Origin of the sequence: Hydrogenophaga sp., from assembly GCF_048549895.1 — a bacterium.
Classification (GTDB): domain Bacteria; phylum Pseudomonadota; class Gammaproteobacteria; order Burkholderiales; family Burkholderiaceae_C; genus Hydrogenophaga.
In genome coordinates this window covers 17,409-36,657 of the sequence record NZ_JBLYYB010000152.1, presented here as the reverse complement: position 1 = coordinate 36,657, position 19,249 = coordinate 17,409, and the positions used below count along the sequence as shown (strand labels likewise).

The 19,249-nt window shown below is 67.9% G+C and carries 17 protein-coding genes; 8 read left to right on the top strand and 9 right to left on the bottom strand.

The features are described 5' to 3' along the window. Positions 1–18: 18 nt before the first annotated feature. Complete coding sequence (locus tag ACN4F8_RS15230) at positions 19–1,998, top strand: ATP-binding protein (RefSeq protein ID WP_419474339.1); 1,980 nt, start codon at positions 19–21, stop codon at positions 1,996–1,998. A gap of 16 nt (positions 1,999–2,014) precedes the next feature. Here the strand turns inward: ACN4F8_RS15230 and ACN4F8_RS15225 are convergent, their stop codons facing one another. Both ACN4F8_RS15225 and ACN4F8_RS15220 read right to left on the bottom strand, forming a co-directional pair. After that, the gene (locus ACN4F8_RS15225; protein WP_322275714.1) at positions 2,015–2,314 is read right to left on the bottom strand and encodes a hypothetical protein; all 300 of its coding nucleotides are present in this window, start codon (positions 2,312–2,314) and stop codon (positions 2,015–2,017) included. Between the two features lie 63 nt (positions 2,315–2,377). Next, positions 2,378–3,376 (bottom strand): sodium-dependent bicarbonate transport family permease, encoded by a 999-nt coding sequence (locus ACN4F8_RS15220; protein WP_419474338.1) that lies wholly within the window; start codon positions 3,374–3,376, stop codon positions 2,378–2,380. Between the two features lie 72 nt (positions 3,377–3,448). On the opposite strand from ACN4F8_RS15220, the gene ACN4F8_RS15215 reads away from it, so the two are divergent. Then, a complete protein-coding gene (locus ACN4F8_RS15215) occupies positions 3,449–4,408 on the top strand; it encodes a LysR family transcriptional regulator (RefSeq protein WP_419474337.1) in 960 nt (319 codons plus the stop codon). Here the strand turns inward: ACN4F8_RS15215 and ACN4F8_RS15210 are convergent. Then, on the bottom strand, positions 4,357–5,457 hold the full coding sequence (locus ACN4F8_RS15210) for a patatin-like phospholipase family protein (RefSeq protein WP_419474336.1): 1,101 nt from the start codon (positions 5,455–5,457) through the stop codon (positions 4,357–4,359). The genes ACN4F8_RS15215 and ACN4F8_RS15210 overlap by 52 nt on opposite strands. A gap of 102 nt (positions 5,458–5,559) precedes the next feature. Here ACN4F8_RS15210 and dinG point away from each other — a divergent pair, with 102 nt between their 5' ends. Next, a complete protein-coding gene (dinG, locus tag ACN4F8_RS15205) occupies positions 5,560–7,950 on the top strand; it encodes an ATP-dependent DNA helicase DinG (protein WP_419474335.1) in 2,391 nt (796 codons plus the stop codon). Here the strand turns inward: dinG and ACN4F8_RS15200 are convergent. Continuing rightward, on the bottom strand, positions 7,940–8,923 hold the full coding sequence (locus tag ACN4F8_RS15200) for a hypothetical protein (RefSeq protein WP_419474334.1): 984 nt from the start codon (positions 8,921–8,923) through the stop codon (positions 7,940–7,942). The genes dinG and ACN4F8_RS15200 overlap by 11 nt on opposite strands. A gap of 157 nt (positions 8,924–9,080) precedes the next feature. Between ACN4F8_RS15200 and ACN4F8_RS15195 the strand changes: the two genes are divergently transcribed. From ACN4F8_RS15195 to gloA, 5 genes are all read left to right on the top strand, one after another. Continuing rightward, positions 9,081–9,551 (top strand): CopD family protein, encoded by a 471-nt coding sequence (locus tag ACN4F8_RS15195; RefSeq protein WP_419474333.1) that lies wholly within the window; start codon positions 9,081–9,083, stop codon positions 9,549–9,551. 119 nt (positions 9,552–9,670) lie between these two features. Further along, entirely contained in the window at positions 9,671–10,306 is a 636-nt protein-coding gene (locus tag ACN4F8_RS15190) for a twin-arginine translocation signal domain-containing protein (RefSeq protein ID WP_419474332.1), read from the top strand. Between the two features lie 77 nt (positions 10,307–10,383). Next, entirely contained in the window at positions 10,384–11,952 is a 1,569-nt protein-coding gene (locus ACN4F8_RS15185) for a GMC family oxidoreductase (protein WP_419474331.1), read from the top strand. A gap of 202 nt (positions 11,953–12,154) precedes the next feature. Beyond that, positions 12,155–12,568: a ribbon-helix-helix domain-containing protein gene (locus ACN4F8_RS15180; RefSeq protein WP_419474330.1), complete on the top strand. Its 414-nt coding sequence runs from the start codon at positions 12,155–12,157 to the stop codon at positions 12,566–12,568. Positions 12,569–12,654: 86 nt separating this feature from the next. Beyond that, positions 12,655–13,188: a lactoylglutathione lyase gene (gloA, locus tag ACN4F8_RS15175; protein WP_419474329.1), complete on the top strand. Its 534-nt coding sequence runs from the start codon at positions 12,655–12,657 to the stop codon at positions 13,186–13,188. Here the strand turns inward: gloA and ACN4F8_RS15170 are convergent. The 5 genes from ACN4F8_RS15170 to ACN4F8_RS15150 form a co-directional block, all read right to left on the bottom strand. Continuing rightward, entirely contained in the window at positions 13,137–13,988 is an 852-nt protein-coding gene (locus tag ACN4F8_RS15170; protein WP_419474328.1) for a lipo-like protein, read from the bottom strand. The two genes, gloA and ACN4F8_RS15170, sit on opposite strands and share 52 nt — an antisense overlap. A 51-nt stretch (positions 13,989–14,039) precedes the next feature. Beyond that, positions 14,040–15,077 (bottom strand): metal-dependent hydrolase, encoded by a 1,038-nt coding sequence (locus tag ACN4F8_RS15165; RefSeq protein ID WP_419474327.1) that lies wholly within the window; start codon positions 15,075–15,077, stop codon positions 14,040–14,042. 61 nt (positions 15,078–15,138) lie between these two features. After that, on the bottom strand, positions 15,139–15,765 hold the full coding sequence (locus ACN4F8_RS15160) for an intradiol ring-cleavage dioxygenase (RefSeq protein ID WP_419474326.1): 627 nt from the start codon (positions 15,763–15,765) through the stop codon (positions 15,139–15,141). Further along, positions 15,762–18,449 (bottom strand): GNAT family N-acetyltransferase, encoded by a 2,688-nt coding sequence (locus tag ACN4F8_RS15155; RefSeq protein ID WP_419474325.1) that lies wholly within the window; start codon positions 18,447–18,449, stop codon positions 15,762–15,764. The genes ACN4F8_RS15160 and ACN4F8_RS15155 overlap by 4 nt, the downstream gene beginning before the upstream one ends. Next, complete coding sequence (locus tag ACN4F8_RS15150) at positions 18,446–19,087, bottom strand: DUF502 domain-containing protein (RefSeq protein ID WP_419474324.1); 642 nt, start codon at positions 19,085–19,087, stop codon at positions 18,446–18,448. Before ACN4F8_RS15150 ends, ACN4F8_RS15155 begins: the two co-directional genes overlap by 4 nt. Between the last annotated feature and the right edge of the window lie 162 nt (positions 19,088–19,249).

Below are 19,249 nucleotides of genomic sequence, written 5' to 3'. Positions count from 1 at the left end.
AACGAAGGATGGGCGATCGTGATCAATCGCCCGATCGTGCGCGAAGGGCGGTTTGACGGCACGGTGCAACTGGTGGTGTCCACCGCCTTCATCGCGCGCCAGCTCGGGGCCTTGCAGCTTTCCGGGCGGGATGTGGTGGCCTTGATCGCACCCAGCGGGCGCTTCCTCGCACGCAGCCTGGACCACCAGGATGCCATGGGCACCGCCGTGCCGGCGGACCGGCCTTATCTGACCCATCGAACAGCGCGCGGCGGCAGTTTTCGCACCCCGGGTGTGGACGGCATGCCCCGGACATACGGCTGGCGCCGACTGCAGGCATCGGGTCTGGTGGTGGTCATCGGTATCGCCGACCAGGACGTGCTGGCGCCGCTGAAACCCGCCCTGCAAAGCAGCCGCCAGGTGGCTGCTGCGCTCACCGCGCTGCTGCTGGCGAGTGGCGGTCTGATCATCGCGCTGCTGCTGCACCTGCAGCGCAAGGCATCGGCGCTGGATGCCAGCGAGGTGCTGCGCCTGCGGCAGTTCGAGAGCTCGCCGCTGGCCATGCTGGTGATGGACCTCAGCACCTTTCGCTTCATCGACTGCAACGCAGCCGCCCTGCGCGTCTATGGCTACCCCACGCGCGAGGCCTTGCTGGACGCAACGCCGATGGACCTGTCGGTCAAGACCCAGGAGGATGGCGAGTCGTCGGTGAAGAAGGGCTATGCGTACGTCGAGCAGGCGCGGCGCTCCGGCGCCCTGGTGTTCGAGTGGCGCCACAAGCGCCCCGATGGCACGCTGTGGGACGGCGAAGGCCACCTGATGGCGTTCGAGCTGGACGGGCGTTCGCTGATGCAGTTCACCATGCAGGACATCACCCAGCGCAAACGCTCGGAGGCCGTGTTGCAGCAGAGCGAGGCCCGGCTGAAAGAAGCGCAGCGCCTGGCGCGTCTGGGCAGCTGGAAGCGCGAGATCGCCACCAACGAGCTGGGCTGGTCCGACGAGATTTTCCGCATCTTCGAGGTGGACACTGCGCTCAGCCCCACCTTCAAGATGTTCATCACCCGCGTGCACCCGGACGACCGCACGCTGGTGATCAACGCCTACGAGCGCTCGGTGGATGCGCGCGAGACCTACGATCTGGTGCACCGCCTGCTCATGCCGGATGGGCGCATCAAACACGTGCGGGTGTCGGGCTTCACCGAGTTCGACGGTGATGTGGCGCTGCGCAGTGTGGGCACCGTGCAGGACATCACCGAGATGCACGCCGCCGAAGAAGCGCTCCAGCGTCTGAACGAGGAGCTGGAGCAGCGGGTGGTCGAGCGCACGCGCGAGATGTCGGTGCTCAACCGCGAGCTGGAGGCCTTTGCCTACAGCGTGTCGCACGACCTGCGCACGCCGCTGCGCAGCATCGACGGTTTTGCCAGCCTGCTCGAAGAAGAATTCGGCGCCACCCTGACCGGCGAGGCCCGCACCTACGTCAGCCGCATCCGCACATCGTCGCGGCGCATGGGCCGCCTCATCTCCGATCTGCTGGCGCTGGCCCACCTGAACCGCACCGAGCTGCGCCTGGAGACGGTGGACCTCACGCGCATGGCGCACTCCATCTGCCGGGAACTCGCCGCCACCGACCCGGCGCGCGAGGTGCAATGGCGGATCGACGAGGGCATGCAGGTGTGGGCCGATCGCGGGCTGATGCGGGTGGTGTTGCAGAACCTGCTGGGCAACGCCTGGAAGTACACCGGCCAGACGCCGCGCGCGGCGATTTCATTCACCCACAGCACCAGGGCCGACGGTGTGTCGGAGTTTTGTGTGCGCGACAACGGCGCCGGCTTCGACATGGCCTACGCCGATCAGCTCTTCGAGCCCTTCAAGCGCCTGCACGCCCACCACGAGTTCGAAGGCTCGGGCGTGGGCCTGGCCACGGTGCACCGCGTGCTGGAGCGGCACGGCGGCGGTGTGCGGGGCCAGGGTGCCATCGGGCAGGGCGCGGCGTTCTGTTTTCACCTGCCGGCGCCCTGAGCCGGGGTGCTCCGGATCAGAGCGGGTCGTGCAGTGCCTTGGAGAGCGCTGCGATGTTGGCCGCGCTGGGCACCTGCGGCTTCATCTCGTCTTCGGCGGCGGTGGCGTTCTCGTGCGCCTGGATGGCGTTGACCATGTCGTACTGGGTCTCCCACACCAGGGTCTTGCCCGGGGGGCAGAGGTCGCGCACGGTGCCGAACCAGTAGTAGCCGTCGTTGCCGCCAAAGAGCTTGTCGATGCCGCCCGCGTCGCCCGCTTTGAGGCCATGGGCCGACAGGATCTGGGTGAGCTTGTGGTGGGAGACGGAGTAAGGCATGGCTGGAGCGGTGTTCGTTTGGGTCGGCGAGTGTACCGAAACACCCGCCTGGCTGCATGCGGCTCAACCCAACACGCGCTGGGCCAACGCCCCATACAGCGGAATGCCCACCACGATGTTGAACGGAAAGGTGATGCCCAGCGACATGCCGAAGTACAGCGCAGGCTGGGCTTCGGGAATGGCGTGGCGCAGCACGGCGGGCACGGCGATGTAGGAGGCGCTGGCGGCCAGCACCATCAGCAGCGCGCCGTTGCCGGCCCCCACACCGGCAACCGCGGCCAGACCCAGTGCCAGCCCCGCGTGTGCCAGCGGCGCCAGCACCGCGTAGGCCAGCAGCCACAGCGGTTTGCCCTTGAGTTCGCCCAGGTTGCGCGCGGCCATCAGACCCATGTCGAGCAGAAAAAAAGCGAGCATGCCCTTGAACAGGTCGGTGGAGAACGGCGCCATCACCGCCTGGCCGGCCTCGCCGGTGACCACCCCGATCACCATGGCGCCGAGCAGCAGCAACTGCGCGCCATCGGTGAACGACTCGTGCAGGATTTTGCCCAGCCTCACTGGGCTGCCGGCGTTGGCACGCAGTGCAAGCGCACCGCCGCCGCTTGCGCTGACGGCGGTCTGCTGGCGCAGGCTGTTGGCGAACAGCACCGCCATGATGATGGCGGGGGATTCCATCAGCGCCATGGCCGCCGCCATGTGCCCGCCGAAAGCGGTGCCCTGATTTTCCAGGTACTGCACCGTGGCGATGAAGGTCACTGCACTGACCGAACCATAGGTGGCGGCGATGGCCGCGGCATCAAAACCGCCCAGGCGCCGCTTGAGCAACTGGTAGCTGATGGCCGGAATGACGATGGCGAGCAGCACGGCCAGGCCCAGCGTGGTGGCCACTTCGGGGGTGAGCCCCGATTGCGCCAGCGAAAAGCCGCCCTTGAGGCCCAGGGCCATCAGCAGGTAGAGCGAGAGAAAGCGCGAGATCTGAGGCGGGATTTCCAGGTTGGACTTGACGGTGCCGGCGAGCACGCCGAAGACGAAAAACAGGATGGCGGGGTCGAGCAAGTTGAGCATGGCCGCGATCCTAGGTGGGCGCATCGATAATCAAAAATCAATTCTTTTGATGGTTTTCATCGACCGAAACCTATGAATTTCACCGTCCGACAACTCAGGCTGTTTCTCGCGCTGGCTGAGCACAAGAGCATCACGGCGGCGGCGCGGGCCTGCCATGTGACGCAGCCCACGGTGTCCATGCAGCTCAAGGAGCTGGCCGATGCCGTGGGCCTGCCGCTGTACGAGCAGATCGGCAAGCGCTTGTTTCTCACCGATGCCGGGGAAGCGCTGGTGGACACCGCGCGGCGAATGGAAGACGAGTGGGCTGCGTTCGAGCAGCGTGTGGACGCCCTGAAGGGCCTCACGCGTGGGCGCTTGCGGCTGGCGGTGGTGAGCACCGCCAAGTACTTTGTGCCCAGCCTGCTGGGCAGCTTTTGCGACGCGCACCCCGAGATCGACATCGCGCTGGAGCTGCTCAACCGCGACGCGGTGGTGGAGCGCCTGCGGCACAACCGCGACGACCTCTACATCATGTCGATCCCGCCCCACGACATCGAACTGGAGAAACACGCGTTTCTGCCCAACCCTTTGGTGGTGATCGCGTCGGCCTCGCACCGCTGGGCCGGACGGCGCCGGCTGGCGCTCGCCGATCTGCAGCACGAGCGGTTCATCGTGCGAGAACGCGGCTCGGGCACGCGCCTGGCCTGCGATGCGCACTTTGCCGCGCAGGGTTTCACGCCCCGGGTGCGGCTGGAGCTGGGCAGCAACGAGGCCATCAAGGAAGCGGTGGTGGCCGGCATGGGACTGGCGGTGGTGTCGCGCCACGCGCTGGCCACCCCGGTGCCTGACCACCGCCTGATCGAGCTGCCGGTGGCGGGTTTTCCGGTGCAGTCCAGCTGGTGGACGCTCTATCCGCGCGGCAAGCGCCTGTCACCACTGGCCACGGTGTTTCTGGAGCACATCGAACACACTGCGCGCGCCTGGTACGAGCAGCGGCAGGCTCAGCCTTCCAGCACCCCCGCCAGATCGAAGCTGCTGCGCTCGCCCAGGTGATGTCCGTGCTCGGTCAGCCAGCGGCTGGCCGAGGCGTGGCCCAGGTCGTGCAGCCTGGAGAGAAACGCCCACTGCGTTTCGGTCTTGCTCGCCGCGCCCAGCGGGCTGAGCGATTCGCCGCCGTCGATCAGGTGCACGCGCAGGTCTTGCACCCGCTTGAACAGCGGCTGGCGGTGTCGTTGTCCCGCGCGGCCCTCGCCGTCGATGAGCTGCTTGAGCAGCGCAATGCTGCGCATTTCCTTGAGCAGGCTGGCGTTGAAGGTCACCTCGTTGATGCGGTCCAGGATGTCGCTGGCGCGTTTGGGCACCTCGTCACGTTGCACCGGGTTGATCTGCACCAGCAGCAGGTCGTCGGCCGGGCTGTCGGTGATCAGGGGCATGAGCGAGGGGTTGCCTGCGTAGCCGCCGTCCCAGTAAGCCTCGCCGTCGATCTCCACCGCCTGAAACAACAGCGGCAGGCAGGCCGAGGCCATCACCATGTCGGCGGTGAGCTCGTGCTGGCCGAACACGCGCAGCTTGCCGGTGCGCACCTGCGTGGCGGCGACGAACAGCCGGGTTTTGTGACACGCGCACACGCGTTTGAAGTCCACCGTCTCCACGAGCACGTCGCGCAGCGGGTTGAGGTTGAGCGGGTTGAGCTGGTACGGGGAGAGCTGGCTGCCCAGGGCCGCGTTGAATTGTTTGAACGGCGCCAGCCACGGCGCCATGAGCGCCTGCGCCGGCGCAAACGCGGCGCCCAGCGGGCTGCTCTGCAGGGTGTGGAACGGCGAGATTTCGGCCACGCGGGTCCAGAACTGGCGCAGCACGCGCCGCGCGCCGGCGCGCCCACCGTCCATGAGGCCGGCGGCCAGGGCCACCGCGTTCATGGCGCCCGCGCTGGTGCCGCTGATGGCGGCGATCTCCAGCGATTCTTCTTCGAGCAAACGGTCGAGCACACCCCAGGTGAAGGCACCGTGGGAGCCGCCGCCCTGCAGGGCGAGGTCGATCGGGAGTTTGCCGCTGGCGGTGTGGGGGGCGGGCTTGCGTTGGGTGCGGGGTCGGGTGGTCATGGGCTGTGCGGGAAGTCGGTTTTGTGCATTGCACCATGTTCCCCATGCCCTTGGCGGGCGTCTGGGACAATCGCGCTTTGCCCTCTGGCCCGCCCGCGCTGCATGTCCACCACCACCCTTGAACCCACCGCTGACGAAGCGCCCACGCTGCCCACCGGCCCGCTGGCGCGCGAGGCGCTGGCCCTGGCGGCGTTCGACCACGTGGTGGCGCACGCCAGCGGCTACCGCGCGCGGCCCGGCCAGCGCGAGATGGCGGCGCACATCGCGCACACGCTCTCGGGCGTGACGCCGGGCGATGATTCGGTGGCCAGCGATGCGGCCCTGCCCGCGCGCGGCATCGCGGTGGTGCAGGCCGGCACCGGCGTGGGCAAGTCAGCGGCGTATGCGTCCACCGTGATCCCGCTGGCCCTGGCGCAGCAAAAACGCGTGATCATCTCCACCGCCACCGTGGCGCTGCAGGAGCAGTTGATCGCGAAAGACCTGCCGGCCCTGGCCGCCACGCTGCCGCAGCCGTTCAGCTTTGCGCTGGCCAAGGGCCGCGGGCGCTACGTGTGCCGCTTGAAGCTGGACCAGTTGAGCGGCGGTGACGCGGCCAGCGCCGACCTGTTCGAAAGCGACGACGCCCCCACCGACACCAGCGCCTCGGGCGTGGCCGCGCGCGCCGTGGCCTCGGCCTCGGCGGCCGCGCGCTGGCAGGAGCGCGGCGTGCAGTACACCGCCTGGGCCAACGCGCTGGACGGCGGCAGCTGGGACGGTGACCGCGACCGCCTCGACGAGCCGCCCGACGGCAGCCTGTGGGCTCCGGTGGCGGCCGAGCGCCACACCTGCACCGCGCGCCACTGCCCGAGCTACAACAGCTGCAGCTACTACCAGGCGCGCGCCAAACTCGCGCAGGCGCAGGTGATCGTGGTCAACCACGACCTGCTGCTCTCCACGCTGGGCCTGCACGCGCTGCCTGCGCCGCAAGACTGCTATGTGGTGTTCGACGAAGCGCACCACCTGGGCTCGGTGGCGCAAGGCCAGTTCACCGCGTCCATGGACCTCATGCGCAGCCAGTGGCTGGACAAGCTGCCGCGCGCGGTGGACGAGGTGGCCGGCGCGCTGGACGCCCGACCCACGTCGGACGTGGCGCAACTCGCCAAAGACTTGAAGACCGCGCAGGGTGAATTGGCGCGCCTGGCCATGCAGCGCATCGGTGCGCTGCCGGCGTGGGCTCAGCTGACTGGGCGACCCCACACTCCCGTTCGCCCTGAGCTTATCGAAGGGCTCTCCGGGTCGGCGCGCGCAGGGCTTCGACAGGCTCAGCCCGAACGGAAATCGGCTCAGCCCGAACGGTGGGGTGACGCCCCGCCCATCGTCGACCGCTTCGACGGCGGCGCGTTGCCGCCCGAATGGACCGAGGTGGTGGCGCAGATGCACGCCAACGCCAGCGCACTGCTCAAGGTGTTTGAAGCGCTGGCCACGCAGCTCAAGGCCAACGCGCGCGAGAACCCCGGTGACGCCGCGCGCTGTGCCAAGCTCTACAGCCGCCTGGGCGTGCTCGCGCCGCGCCTGCAGAGCGCGCAGGAAACCGCCACGCTGTGGATGCAGGCGCCCACCGACGGCCAGGCGCCGCTGGCCAAGTGGCTGGAGGCCGGCATCCACCACGGCCTGGTCACGCTCACCGCGCACGCCTGCCCGCTGCAACCGGGCAGCCTGCTGCGCAACCATTTGTGGAACAAGGTGCGCGCCGCGGTGGTCACCTCGGCGTCGCTCGTGACCTGCGGCAACTTCGACCACTTTTTGCACGAGTCGGGTCTGGCCTATGACGACGCCGTGGCCGCGCGCGAGGTGCAGAGCCCGTTCGACCACGCACGCCAGGGCCGCCTGGTGGTGGTGCAGACCGTGGCCGATCCGAAGGACGTGGAGGGCTACACGCGCGAGATGCTCGCCTCGCTCATGCAAGACCTGCGCGATGTGAAGCGCGGCGCGCTGGTGCTGTTCACCTCGCGCGCGCAGATGCGCCAGGCGCAAGGCCTGCTGGAGCGCGGCGAACACGGCGCGCTGCGCGAGCGCGTGCTGGTGCAGGGCGAAGCCTCGCGCACCGTGCTGCTGCGCCGCCACGCCGAGCGTGTGGCGGAGGGCGAGCCTTCCATCCTGTTCGGCCTGCAGTCGTTCGGCGAGGGGCTCGATTTGCCGGGTGAGCTGTGCGAGTGGGTCTTCATCACCAAGCTGCCGTTCGCCTCACCCAGCGACCCGGTGGGCCAGGCGCGCGCCGACTGGCTCAAGAGCCAGGGGCGCGACCCGTTCAGCGAACTCGTGGTGCCCGCCACCGGCGCGCGCCTGCTGCAGTGGACCGGGCGCGCGCTGCGCAGCGAGACCGACGAGGCCGTGGTGGTCTGCTACGACGCGCGCCTGCTGCGCCAGAGCTACGGCCGGCGCATGCTGCAGGGGCTGCCGCCTTACCGGCTGCAGCGCCGGGTTGACGGGGTGGACATCGACGTCAGGGTGTGAGGGGGCGCACGCAGCGCACCAGGCGTTCCGCTATGACCTTGTGGCCACCGGCAAAGGGGTCCTGCAGCACGGTGCTCGATGCGAGCGCCCAGACGTCCGGGTCGCCGGCCCGTTCGTTCGATGACCAGCGAAGGTTTGCATCGAAGTTGCCGACCGGGGGCTGCAGATCGATCAGATTCGAACGGATGTTGTTGGCCAGACGGGGCTGCTGCTGGGTGCCGCAGAAGTTTCCGGGCGCGGTGGTGTTCAGGTTGTAGCCCAGCTCGCACAAGGTCGGCAGATACCAGTCGCTGTGGCCACCTTCCGTGCTGTCGGTGCACAGGGCGGCCGCGTACGTGCCGCTGCCATGCAGGGCCACGATGCGCGCCGTGTTGCACGCGCCGTCGGTGGCGCCGTCGCAGCTGTTCGGCCCGGCGACATCGAGTCCGCCGACGCCCACAACGCCCAGCGCCGGGCTCCAGTTGTGCTGACCGGGCAGGTCGGTCAGCCCGGCCACCTTGCCGCCGATGCTGCCGCCGATCGGCGTGCTGTCGTCAATGGCAAACACGTAACCGCCCTGGTGCACGCTGCCGTGGGTGATCACCGACACCGGCAGAGCCGCCAGTGGAGCGCCCGCGCTGCTCACCCGCACGGTGGCAGGCCGGGCCGCGGTATCGCCGGGGGCGGCCGATGGCTGATCGCCTGGCTGCAGCACGAGCTCGCAAGACGCCCGGGGTTCCAGCCGGTCCGGGCAGCTGTGCAAGAGCGTGGTACCGGCGGGCAGGCCCTCGGCCGTGAGCGTGAGTTGCTCGATCGGCAGTGCACCGGTGTTGCTCAGGATGGTCAGTCGCGGCGATCCTGAGACCGCCAGGCCAATCGTTGGCGGCGTGAAGGTCAGCGAAAGTGCGCCGACCTCGTCGCCACCGCCGCCACAGCCATTCAGGACGGTGGTGGCCAGCAGGGCAAAGGCAATGGGGTGGAATGTTTGGGGCATGGCATGAGGCGAAAGTCAGAGGGGATTCCAATCTATCCATCGCCCGCAGAAGCGCCATCGGCGCGACACCGCAGGCGCGCCCGCGATACCATCCGCCCGGCACCCGATGGCTTGCGCGCCGTTGAACCTTTTTCCTTTCCCCTCCATCCCACATCCCATGATCTACGCCAGCCTCAAACTCGTTCACGTCCTGTCCGTCGTCCTGTGGATCGGCGGCATGTTCTTTGCCCATGCCTTCCTTCGCCCGGCCGTACAAATGCTGGAGCCACCGGTGCGCATCCGCCTCATGCACGACGTGCTCAAACGGTTTTTCACCACCGTGCAGGTGGTGGTGTTGCTGGTGCTGTTCTCGGGCCTGTGGATGATCGGCCGCGTGGCCAAGGAAACGGTGCAGGCCGGCCTGCCGTTCAACATGCCGCTGGGCTGGACCGCGATGGCCACGCTGGGCATCCTGATGATCGTGGTCTTCGGCCACATCCGCTTCGCGCTGTTCAAGCGCCTCTCGCGCGCCGTGAGCGCCAGCGACTGGCCCGCCGGCGGCGCGGCATTGGCCTCGATCCGCACCTGGGTCGGCGTCAACCTGATCCTGGGCGTGGCCACCATCGCCGCGACGCTGTTGCTGGGTTGAACAGCCCGGGTTTTCCCTGTAAGTAGCGAGCTACCACCCGCCCGCAGGCCGGGCGCGCAATACTGCTTTTCACACCCGCAAATCCTGCGGGTGCGAGACCCAAAACAGCAGGAGACAACATGCGCGTCATTGCCATCCAGGGGACCGCCCCCGCCGTTGCCACGGCCAGCGCTTGCAACGAAGACGTGGGCGAAGTGCCCAAGATGAACCTGCCGCTGGCGCGGCGCGAATTCCTCAAGGGATCGGGGGTGCTCATGGGCACCCTGGTCACCGGCAGTCTGCTGGCCAGTCTCGCGCCCTCGCCGGTGTGGGCGGTCGAACTCAAGGTGCTGAGCAAGGCCGAAGGCGAAGCCCTCATGGCCATGGGCCGTGTGCTCTACCCGCACGAGAAGCTGCCCGATGCGGTGTACGCGCTGCTGGCCAAAGACCTCGACGCCAAGGCCGCAGGCGACGCCGGTGCGGCCAAGATGCTCAAGGACGGCATTGCCGCGTTGAACAAGGCCGCCAACGGTGACTTCACCAAGGCCGGCGCGGCGAAGAAGCTGCAGGTCGTCAAGGCCATGGAAGGTCAGCCCTTCTTTGGCGCGGTGCGCGGCCAGTGCATCACTTCGCTCTACGACAACGATATGGCCTACGCCACCTTCGGCTACCCCGGCTCGGCCTGGGAGAAGGGCGGCTACATCACGCGCGGCTTCCAGGACCTCAAGTGGTTGCCGGCGCCCACCGCGCAAGCCAGCCCCGCAGCCGATCTCTGATCCCCGGCTTTTCCCCCACGAGTTCAACAAGTGGCGACCGGGCCAGTGCGCGCACCGGGACGCTCCAGGAGACACACATGACAACGTTTGCACACAGCGACGACTCGGTCGTCGTCATCATCGGTTCGGGCGCGGGCGGCGGCACGCTGGCCAACGAGCTCTGTCAGAAGGGCATCAAGGTCGTGGTGCTGGAGGCCGGTGGCGCGCAGAGCAACGCCAGCTTCATCAACGACGAGTGGAAGTCGTTCAGCCAGCTGGCCTGGCTCGACACCCGCACCACCTCCGGCAGCTGGCGCGTGGCCAAAGACTTCGCGGGTCTTCCGGCCTGGATCTGCAAGACCGTGGGCGGCACCACCACCCACTGGGCGGGCGCCTCGCTGCGCTTCCAGGAACACGAGTTCCGCACGAAGACGGTGTATGGCGAGATCAAGGGCGCGAGCCTGCTCGACTGGCCCATCACCCTCAAGGACCTGGAGCCCTACTACACCAAGGCCGAAGACAAGATGGGCGTGACGCGCACCCACGGCATCCCCGGCCTGCCGGGCAACAACAACTTCAAGGTGATGTACAACGGCGCCTCCAAGCTCGGCTACAAGGACGTGCACACCGGCAACATGGCCATCAACAGCCAGCCGCGCGACGGCCGTGGCCGCTGCCTGCAACTGGGTTTCTGCTTCCAGGGCTGCAAGAGCGGCGCCAAGTGGAGCACGCTCTACACCGAGCTGCCCAAGGCCGACGCCACCGGCAACTTCGAACTGCGCACCGAAGCGCACGTGACCCGCATCGAGCACAACCCCGCGGGCAAGGTGACCGGCGTCGTGTACTTCGACAAGGACAAGAAAGAGCAGCGCCAGAAGGCCCGCATCGTCTGCGTGGCGGGCAACTCCATCGAGACACCGCGCCTGTTGCTGCTCTCGGCCTCCAGCCTGTTCAAGGACGGTCTGGCCAACAGCTCGGGCCAGGTGGGTCGCAACTACATGCGCCACATGACGGGCTCGGTCTACGCCGCCTTCAAGGAGCCGGTGCACATGTACCGCGGCACCACCATGGCCGGCATCGTGCGCGACGAGGCCAGGCACGACACCAAACGCGGCTTTGCCGGCGGTTACGAGCTGGAAACCCTGGCGCTGGGCGTGCCCTTCATGGCCGCCTTCCTGAACCCCGGTGGCTGGGGCGCTGACTTCGCTTGGTGGATGGAGCGTTACACCCAGCTCGCGGGCATGTGGCTGGTGGGCGAAGACATGCCGCGCGAAACCAACCGCGTCACGCTCAACGAGAAGGTCAAAGACCAGTGGGGCAACTACGTGCCCAACGTGCACTTCGACGACCACGACAACGACATCGCCATGCGCAACCACGCGTTCACGCAGGGCGAGCGCATCTACCAGGCGGCGGGTGCCATCAAAACCTTTCGCACGCCGCCGTATCCGAGCACGCACAACATGGGCACCTGCCGTATGAGCGCGCGCAAGCAGGACGGTGTGTGCAACGCCTGGGGCCAGACGCACGACATCCCCAACCTGTTCATCAGCGACGGCAGCCAGTTCACCACCGGCGGCGCGGAAAACCCCACGCTGACCATTGTTACCTTGGCGATCCGCCAGGCGGACTACATTGCTCAGCAGATGACGGCGCGCGCTATATAAAAGGCCCCCACGCTCCCCCGCTGCGCGAGGTCCGCTGCCCCTCGGGGGGGCTGATCCGGCTTGGGGCGGCCCGGCGCCGGCTCTGTGGCCCCCACGCTCCCCCGCTGCGCGAGGTCCGCTGCCCCCCATGGGGGCTGATCCGCCTTGGGGCGGCCCGGCGGCGGATCGGCTTTCTTTTCTGAGACGCTAGGAGATCAACACCATGTGCGAATTTTTCGTCAAGGCCGACCCGATCCAGTACGAGCAGCGCTCGCGCACGGTGCGTGTGCACGGTGTGCTCACCAGCATCCGGCTGGAGAACATGGTGTGGGACCTGCTGGCCGAGATGGCCGAGGACGAGGGCTGCACCACCAACGCGTTGATCGCGCAGTTCCACGACGAGATCCTGGCGCACCGGGGTGAGGTGCCCAACTTCGCGTCGTTCCTGCGTGTGACCTGCATGCGCTACATGCGCCGACGCATGATGGCGCTGGAGAAGCAGCAGAGCGACGCAGGGCTGCGCGCGCAGCCCCTGCAGGTGGCCGCCGCCGAGGCCCTGACCACGCCGCTGCAAGGCACCGGTACCCACGGGCTGGGCACGTTGCGCCCGGTGATCTCGCCGATTCGCGCGCGCTGAGCCGCGCTCTCCAGTTCGGCGCGGGCAGCCTCACGGTCCCGCGCTTCTTTTTTGTGTCCCCGTCTTGCTTTCAGAAAGACCCATCGATGAGCTTCACCACCGAAAACCAACCCGGCGTCTGTGCCCAACCCAGCGATGCCACGCGCGGTTTCGTGTTCAACCACAGCATGCTGCGCGTGAAAGACCCGGCCGTGGCGCTGGACTTCTACACCCGCGTCATGGGCATGCGCCTGCTGCGCAAGCTCGACTTCCCCGAGATGTCGTTCTCGCTGTACTTCCTGGCCCGCCCGGAAGACGGCGCAGCCCCCGACGACGTGGGCGCGCGCACCAGCTGGACCTTCAGCCAGCGCGGCGTGTTGGAGCTCACCCACAACTGGGGCACCGAGACCCAGGCCGACTTCAAGTACCACGACGGCAACGCCCAGCCGCAGGGCTTCGGCCACATCTGTTTTTCGGTGCCTGATCTCGCCGCAGCCGTGGCCTGGTTCGACGAGAACCAGGTGCCTTACGTGAAGCGGCCCGACCAGGGCAAGATGAAAAACGTGGCCTTCATCAAGGACCCCGACGGCTACTGGATCGAGATCGTGCAGCCGGACCTGCTGGCGACGCTGGGGAGCTGAGGCGCGCTGGCCCGTTCCAGACTGTCCGTGCTGGCCCAGGCCAGCGCATGAAAGTCAAAGCCCGTCTCCAGCGTGGGCTTGACCACGGCGAAGTAGGGCGACACGTCGAAGTCGCGCGGTGCATACAGGCTGTGGTGCCGCAGGCGCAGCAACTCCTCGGTGCAGCCCGGGCAATCCGGCGCATCGAGGCTCAAGGTGTGCACCTGCGGCAGGATCGGGTAGTCGATCGTCTCGAAGGCCAGTGCGATCAGCGTTGAGCAGATCGCGCGCGCGGGGTCGCCGCTGCCCAACGACAGCAGGCGTCGACGAAAGCGCTGCGGCACCGGCGGCGTGGGCAGCAGGTAGCGCGCGAGATCGAACACATTGCGCAGGTCGTAGCGGTGGCCCAGCCGCGAAACTGCGTAGGAGCTCAGTGAGCGCAGGTCGTCTGCATCCAGCCCGATCGGGCGGCAGATGCGGGTGTGAAAACCCTCGAAGGCCTCCACGCCCACGGTGCGCACGCCATCGGTGATGTCGGCCTCCACAAAACAGTGGCTCTTGGGCACGCCGGCGCGGTCCAGGGCGGCAGGCCCCACATACAGTGCCGCGTGAGACCAGGTGAGGTACTTCACCGCCGTGCTGATGCGGCTGTGCCCTTCCACCAACAGCACATCGCCGGGTTGCAGGCAGGCCTGCAGGCGGTCGCAGCGGGTGGCGGGGGCGCTGCCGTGTGCGTGCACCGGAGCGGCCAGAAAGCGCGCCAATCGTTCCCCGATCCAACCCGAGGCCGAAGGTGCAGCGCGCGCAGACAGGTCGGGCATGGCGTGTTCCTCGAGACAACTCCCAAGGTAGTCGCTGAACCCGGGGCGACCTTACAGCCCCGGTTGTGGTGTGGGCCGTGGCACCGTGGGTGGAGAAAGGCGCTCGCCGCGCATGCGACGCCACAACCAGTCGAGCGACGCGGCGATGTCGGGCCGCCGGCCTTTGAGCTCGGGTCGGTGTCCACCGTTGGCGCGCGCTGCTTCGGTGCCCAGATCGAAGTGGAAGGTGTACGTGGGCTCCTGGCCCATGCGCAGGTCGGTCACAAACAAACGCCCGCCCGTTTCCGACACGCTGTAGAAGCCGTGCGTGAACGCCGCCATGCGCGCCACCGAGGGCTCACTGGCGTGGCGCTCCAGCAGGCCGGCGCCGCGCTCGTGCCGCGTCCAGGTGATGGGCCGGTCGTCGTCCAGCAGGGAATAGTGCCCTTCTAGGTAGTGCGTGGGCGTCGTGGCTACGAGCCGCCACAAGATGGTGTTGAACGGTGAGGGCGTGACCAGCAGGCCTGAAGTTTGAACGCCGTCTTGTTGAAGCGATGCGCGTGCCACTTGCGTGGCATGCTGCTGCGCACCCACGCTCCAGGCGAGGTACAGCGTGCTGAGCGCCAGGCCCGCGACGTTCCAGTTCAAGCCGCGGGTGTTCTTCAGCCGCAGCGCAGCGACCACGCCCACGATCAGCGGCAGGGTGTAGAGCGGATCGATGATGAAGATGCTGCCCACGCCGAAGGGGTGGTCGGTGAAGGGCTGCAGCAGCTGCGTGCCGTAGACCGTCATGGTGTCGAGCAGCGGGTGTGTGATGAGCACCAGCCACAGCGCCAGCCACCAGCGTTTGAACAACGCCGCTTCACCGTGGATGCGCGAGACGATCCACGCCAGCACCGGTGCAGCCAGCGTGAGGATGAAGAGCGCGTGGCTCTCGGCGCGGTGGCGCGTCATGTTGAGGATGGCGTCGCCGTGGTCGATGAAGGCGTCGAGGTCGGGCAGCGTGCCGCCGATGGCGCCCCAAAGCGCCGCTTTCCACACCGCCGTGCGCCGGCCCATCACGGCCACGCCGACGGCTGAGCCCAAGGCAATTTGAGAAAGTGAATCCATGGCGCGAGCTTAAGGGCGCGGCCAGAACCCCCGGGCGCTGCCGGTCTTTCCAGGCCGCAATTTACGCCTGCACGACGATGGGGAAATTGGCCCTGATGCCGTCGCTGCCTGCCGCGAACGGCACGGTGAGCGCCGCGCGGTTCTCTTCGTTGAGACGGCGCCACAGGAAGTCGCGCTCGTTGCCCGGATCGCCCGCCACGTAGAGTTGTGTCGTGAGCAACTCCATGCGGTCCAGCCGCACCTTCACGTGGATGTGTGGCGTGCGCCCGCCGTACTGCACCGGGCGGATGGTGCGGAAGCGGTAGCGCCCGCCGCGGCCCACGGTGACCTTGCCGAAGCCCTGAAACGCGGGATCGGCGCGGCCACCGTCCCCCGGGTGGTGGTAGTGGCCGGCGTGGTCGCACTGCCAGATTTCGACCACCGCGCCCGACACCGGCACACCGGCCAGATCGACCACCGTGCCCTCGACCCAGGCCGGCTGGCCTTGGCCGTAGTTCACCTGGCCGTTTTTCAGCAGGTCGGCGTCGCTGTCGGCCGGCAGCGCCACCGGGTAGAACGGGCCTTCGGTCTGGCTGGGGGTGGGGCGCAGGTGCTTGGTCTGCGCGAGCGCAGAAGGCAACCATGCCGGCGCGGCCAGGGCGGCTGCGCTAGCCATCAACAGGTGGCGTCGGTTGGGCGAATGGTTCATGGTGGCGACCCGTTGGAGGTTTGCAGTTCCAGCGCGACGTACCGTATCTCCATGTCGCCGGGATCGCTGGGGTTGGTCGACTCTTGGAAGCCCAAGGCCCTTGCAAGTTCCAGCATGCCGCGGTTGATGCGCAGCACGGTCCCAAAGATGCGCTGCGTGCCTCGCGCACGCAGGTGCTCGATGATCTTGCCCATGAGCTTGTGCCCCAGGCCGCTGCCCTTGAGGTCGGAGCGCACGATCACGCCGAACTCGGCGCCGATGTTGTCCGGGTCGATCGCCGCTCGCACCGCGCCCAGCGTTTCCTCTGTGCCGTCGGCGCCGATGCGCGTGGCGATGAACGCCATCTCGCGCGCGTAGTCGATCTGCGTGAGTCGGGCCAGCTCGCTGTGTTCGATGCTGCGGCGGCTGTAGAACACGCGCAGGCGGATGTCTTCCGGGTCCAGCTTTTCCAGAAAGCGGCGGTGCTGGGCTTCGTCTTCCGGGCGGATCGGACGCAGCGTGATGGCCTGACCCTGCCATTCCCAAGCCTCCACCAGTTCTTGCGGGTACGGCTGGATGGCGAAGTTCGCCGCGCCGGCGGGTCGCTTCGATGAAACCCGCACCCGCGCGTCCAGCGCCACCGCGCCTTCGCGGTTGACCAGCAGCGGGTTGATGTCGAGCTCGGCGAGTTCGGGCACGTCGGCCAGCAGCTGCGACACGCTCACCAGCACCTGCGCGATGGCGTCCAGGTCGGCGGCGGGTTCGTCGCGGTAGCCGCGCAGCAACCTGGCCACGCGGGTGCGCGCGATCTGCGCGAGTGCCAGCGTCGTGTTCAGCGGCGGCAGCGCCAGTGCTGTGTCGGCCAGCACCTCCACCGCCACACCGCCCTGGCCAAAGAGGATGGCGGGGCCGAACACCGGGTCAACGCTGGCGCCCACGATGAGTTCGTGCGCGTGTTGCTTGTGCACCATGGTCTGCACGGTGAAGCCTTCCACCTTGGCATCCGGGCGCTGCTCGCGCACACGCGCCAGCATGGTCGCGCAGGCCTCACCCACCTCGGCCGCGCTGCCCAGGTTCAGCCGCACGCCGCCCACGTCGGACTTGTGTGAAATGTCGATGGAGAGGATCTTGAGCGCCACCGGGTAGCCCAGCGCAGCGGCGGCCGTTTGGGCTTCTTGCGCGCTGGGTCCCACGACGCGCGTGGCCACCACGGGCAGGCCGGCGGCTTCCAGCAGGTTCTTGGCCTCGGGCTCGGTGAGCAGTTCGCGACCGCTGCTGAGCACCCCATCCACGATGGCGCGGATACGCGGCAGGTCCACCGCCTGCACCGCGCTGTGGGCGGGTGGTGTTTGCAGCAATTCGGTCTGGTGTTCGCGGTAGGTGCGCAGCAGCGAGAAGGCGCGCACGGCGTCTTCGGGCGTGTTGAAGTCGGGCACGCCGGCCTCACGGAACAAGGCACGGGCCTGCGCCACCGCACCGTCGCCCAGCCAGCAACCCAGCACGCGCTTCGGCGCGGCGCTGGCCAGCGGCAGCAGGGCCTGTGCGATCTCCAGGCTGGGCACGATGGCGGTGGGCGCGTGGATGAACAGCACCGCGCTCTCGGTGTCGTGCGCCAGCGCCTCCAGCGCCTGCACATAGCGCGCGGCCGGTGCGTCGCCAATGATGTCCACCGGGTTGGCATGCGACCAGTTGGCGGGCAACACCGCGTCGAGCCGGGTGGTCAGTTCGTCGCCGAGTGCGCTCAGCGGCACGGCCTCGGAAGCGGCAGCGTCGGCCGCCATCACGCCCGCGCCGCCGCCGTTGGTGAGCACGATCAGCTGGTCGGCGCGGTTGCCGTTGAAGCGCGACAGCGTCTCGGCCGCGAGAAACAGGTCTTGCAAGGTGCACACGCGCAGCATGCCGGCGCGCGCAATGGCCGCGTCGAACACCGCGTCCGACCCCGCGAGCGCACCGGTGTGTGAAGCGGCGGCCTGCTGGCCGGCGGCCGAACGCCCGGCCTTGACCACAATCACTGGTTTGTTGCGCGCCGCGGCGCGCGCGGCCGACATGAATTTGCGTGGCTCCTCGATGCTCTCGATGTAGAGCAGGATGGCGCGCGTTTTCGGGTCGCTGCCCAGAAAGTCGAGCATGTCGCCGAAGTCCACATCGGCGCGTTCACCGAGCGAGACGAAATGCGAGAAGCCGATGCCGCGCGAGCTGGCCCAGTCGAGCATGGCGGTGACCAGCGCGCCCGACTGCGACACAAACGCCAGCTCGCCCGGCAGTGCGCCGGTGTGCGCGAAGCTGGCGTTGAGTCCGAGGTGCGGCACCAGCATGCCGATGCAGTTGGGGCCGAGGATGCGCAGGGTGTGCACGCGCGCCGCATCCAGCATGGCCTGTTTCTGCGCGGCACTCAGCCCGGCGGTGAGCACGATGGCGGCGCGGGTGCCGCGCGCGCCGAGTTCGGTGATCAGCTGCACGACGCTGGCCGCCGGCGTGCACAACACCGCGAGCTCGGGCGCGGCGGGCAACTCCGCCACCGATGCCCAGACCTTCACGCCGCCGAGCTCGACGTGTTTGGGGTTGACCGCGTGGAGCTGGCCCTTGAAGCCCCCGTTGTTCAGGTTGCGCCACACGGTGCCGCCCACGCTGGCGGGCCGCATCGAGGCCCCGATCACCGCCACGGAGGCGGGCGAGAACAGGGCGTCGAGGTGGCGGATGCTCATGGCATGGGGCGGTTGGGTTCTGTGGGTTCCACGGGTTCGGTGGTGGCGCCGCTGGTGCGGTTCGACGCCATCCACGCCAGCAACGAAGAACGCATGGCTTCTTCAACCGACATGTCGATGGGGGTGATCCAGCTGCGCGGCACAAACACCGTGTAGCCGCCGATCATGTAGCCCATGGGCAGGTACACGGCCACCTGGTCCAGCTCGGCCAGCGCGGGCGGCAGACCCTGCATGTTCTGGCGCGTGACCAGGCCGACGATGGACATCTCGTTGCCGGGCATGCGCAGCACCACCACGGCCTGCTGCTGCGTCTCTTTGTGGGGCGAGAAGTAGTCCGCAAAGCTCTTGAGCGACGAATAAATGCTCTTGACCACCGGCAGGTTGGTGAAGGGCAGTTCGATCCACGAGAGCCAGCGCGCCACGTTGGGTTGCGAGATCAGGAAACCCAGCCCGAGGATGAGGCCGGCGCCCAGCACGATGCCCAGGCCGGGCAGGTAGAAATCGCCAATGAAAGGGCGGATCAACCAGATGGCGATCGATTCGATCCAGGCCACGGTGAGGTAGAGCACGTAGACCGTGATGGCAAGCGGCAGGAAAGTGATGAGGCCGCGAAAAAAATACTGGTAAATCGGTTTCATGGGGGTTCAGGGTGGACGTTGCGCGGGCTGTGCGCGCGAGCAAGGATCAGCATAGCAGTCCGTTTCACGGGGCAACGCAACGACCGTCGGTGCGCTGGAAGACCTTGCATCCGGGGACAATGGCCCCATCTGCACCATGATTGGCCCGCAAACCGGTGGGGG

Excerpts from the sequence above, each read along its gene's own strand:
- ACN4F8_RS15210 (WP_419474336.1), bottom strand. The coding sequence starts at position 5,457 with ATGACCACCCGACCCCGCACCCAACGCAAGCCCGCCCCCCACACCGCC.
- ACN4F8_RS15185 (WP_419474331.1), top strand. The coding sequence starts at position 10,384 with ATGACAACGTTTGCACACAGCGACGACTCGGTCGTCGTCATCATCGGT.
- ACN4F8_RS15165 (WP_419474327.1), bottom strand. The coding sequence starts at position 15,077 with ATGGATTCACTTTCTCAAATTGCCTTGGGCTCAGCCGTCGGCGTGGCC.
- ACN4F8_RS15200 (WP_419474334.1), bottom strand. The coding sequence starts at position 8,923 with ATGCCCCAAACATTCCACCCCATTGCCTTTGCCCTGCTGGCCACCACC.
- gloA (WP_419474329.1), top strand. The coding sequence starts at position 12,655 with ATGAGCTTCACCACCGAAAACCAACCCGGCGTCTGTGCCCAACCCAGC.
- ACN4F8_RS15190 (WP_419474332.1), top strand. The coding sequence starts at position 9,671 with ATGCGCGTCATTGCCATCCAGGGGACCGCCCCCGCCGTTGCCACGGCC.
- ACN4F8_RS15180 (WP_419474330.1), top strand. The coding sequence starts at position 12,155 with ATGTGCGAATTTTTCGTCAAGGCCGACCCGATCCAGTACGAGCAGCGC.
- ACN4F8_RS15195 (WP_419474333.1), top strand. The coding sequence starts at position 9,081 with ATGATCTACGCCAGCCTCAAACTCGTTCACGTCCTGTCCGTCGTCCTG.
- ACN4F8_RS15150 (WP_419474324.1), bottom strand. The coding sequence starts at position 19,087 with ATGAAACCGATTTACCAGTATTTTTTTCGCGGCCTCATCACTTTCCTG.
- dinG (WP_419474335.1), top strand. The coding sequence starts at position 5,560 with ATGTCCACCACCACCCTTGAACCCACCGCTGACGAAGCGCCCACGCTG.
- ACN4F8_RS15160 (WP_419474326.1), bottom strand. The coding sequence starts at position 15,765 with ATGAACCATTCGCCCAACCGACGCCACCTGTTGATGGCTAGCGCAGCC.
- ACN4F8_RS15225 (WP_322275714.1), bottom strand. The coding sequence starts at position 2,314 with ATGCCTTACTCCGTCTCCCACCACAAGCTCACCCAGATCCTGTCGGCC.
- ACN4F8_RS15215 (WP_419474337.1), top strand. The coding sequence starts at position 3,449 with ATGAATTTCACCGTCCGACAACTCAGGCTGTTTCTCGCGCTGGCTGAG.
- ACN4F8_RS15220 (WP_419474338.1), bottom strand. The coding sequence starts at position 3,376 with ATGCTCAACTTGCTCGACCCCGCCATCCTGTTTTTCGTCTTCGGCGTG.
- ACN4F8_RS15155 (WP_419474325.1), bottom strand. The coding sequence starts at position 18,449 with ATGAGCATCCGCCACCTCGACGCCCTGTTCTCGCCCGCCTCCGTGGCG.
- ACN4F8_RS15170 (WP_419474328.1), bottom strand. The coding sequence starts at position 13,988 with ATGCCCGACCTGTCTGCGCGCGCTGCACCTTCGGCCTCGGGTTGGATC.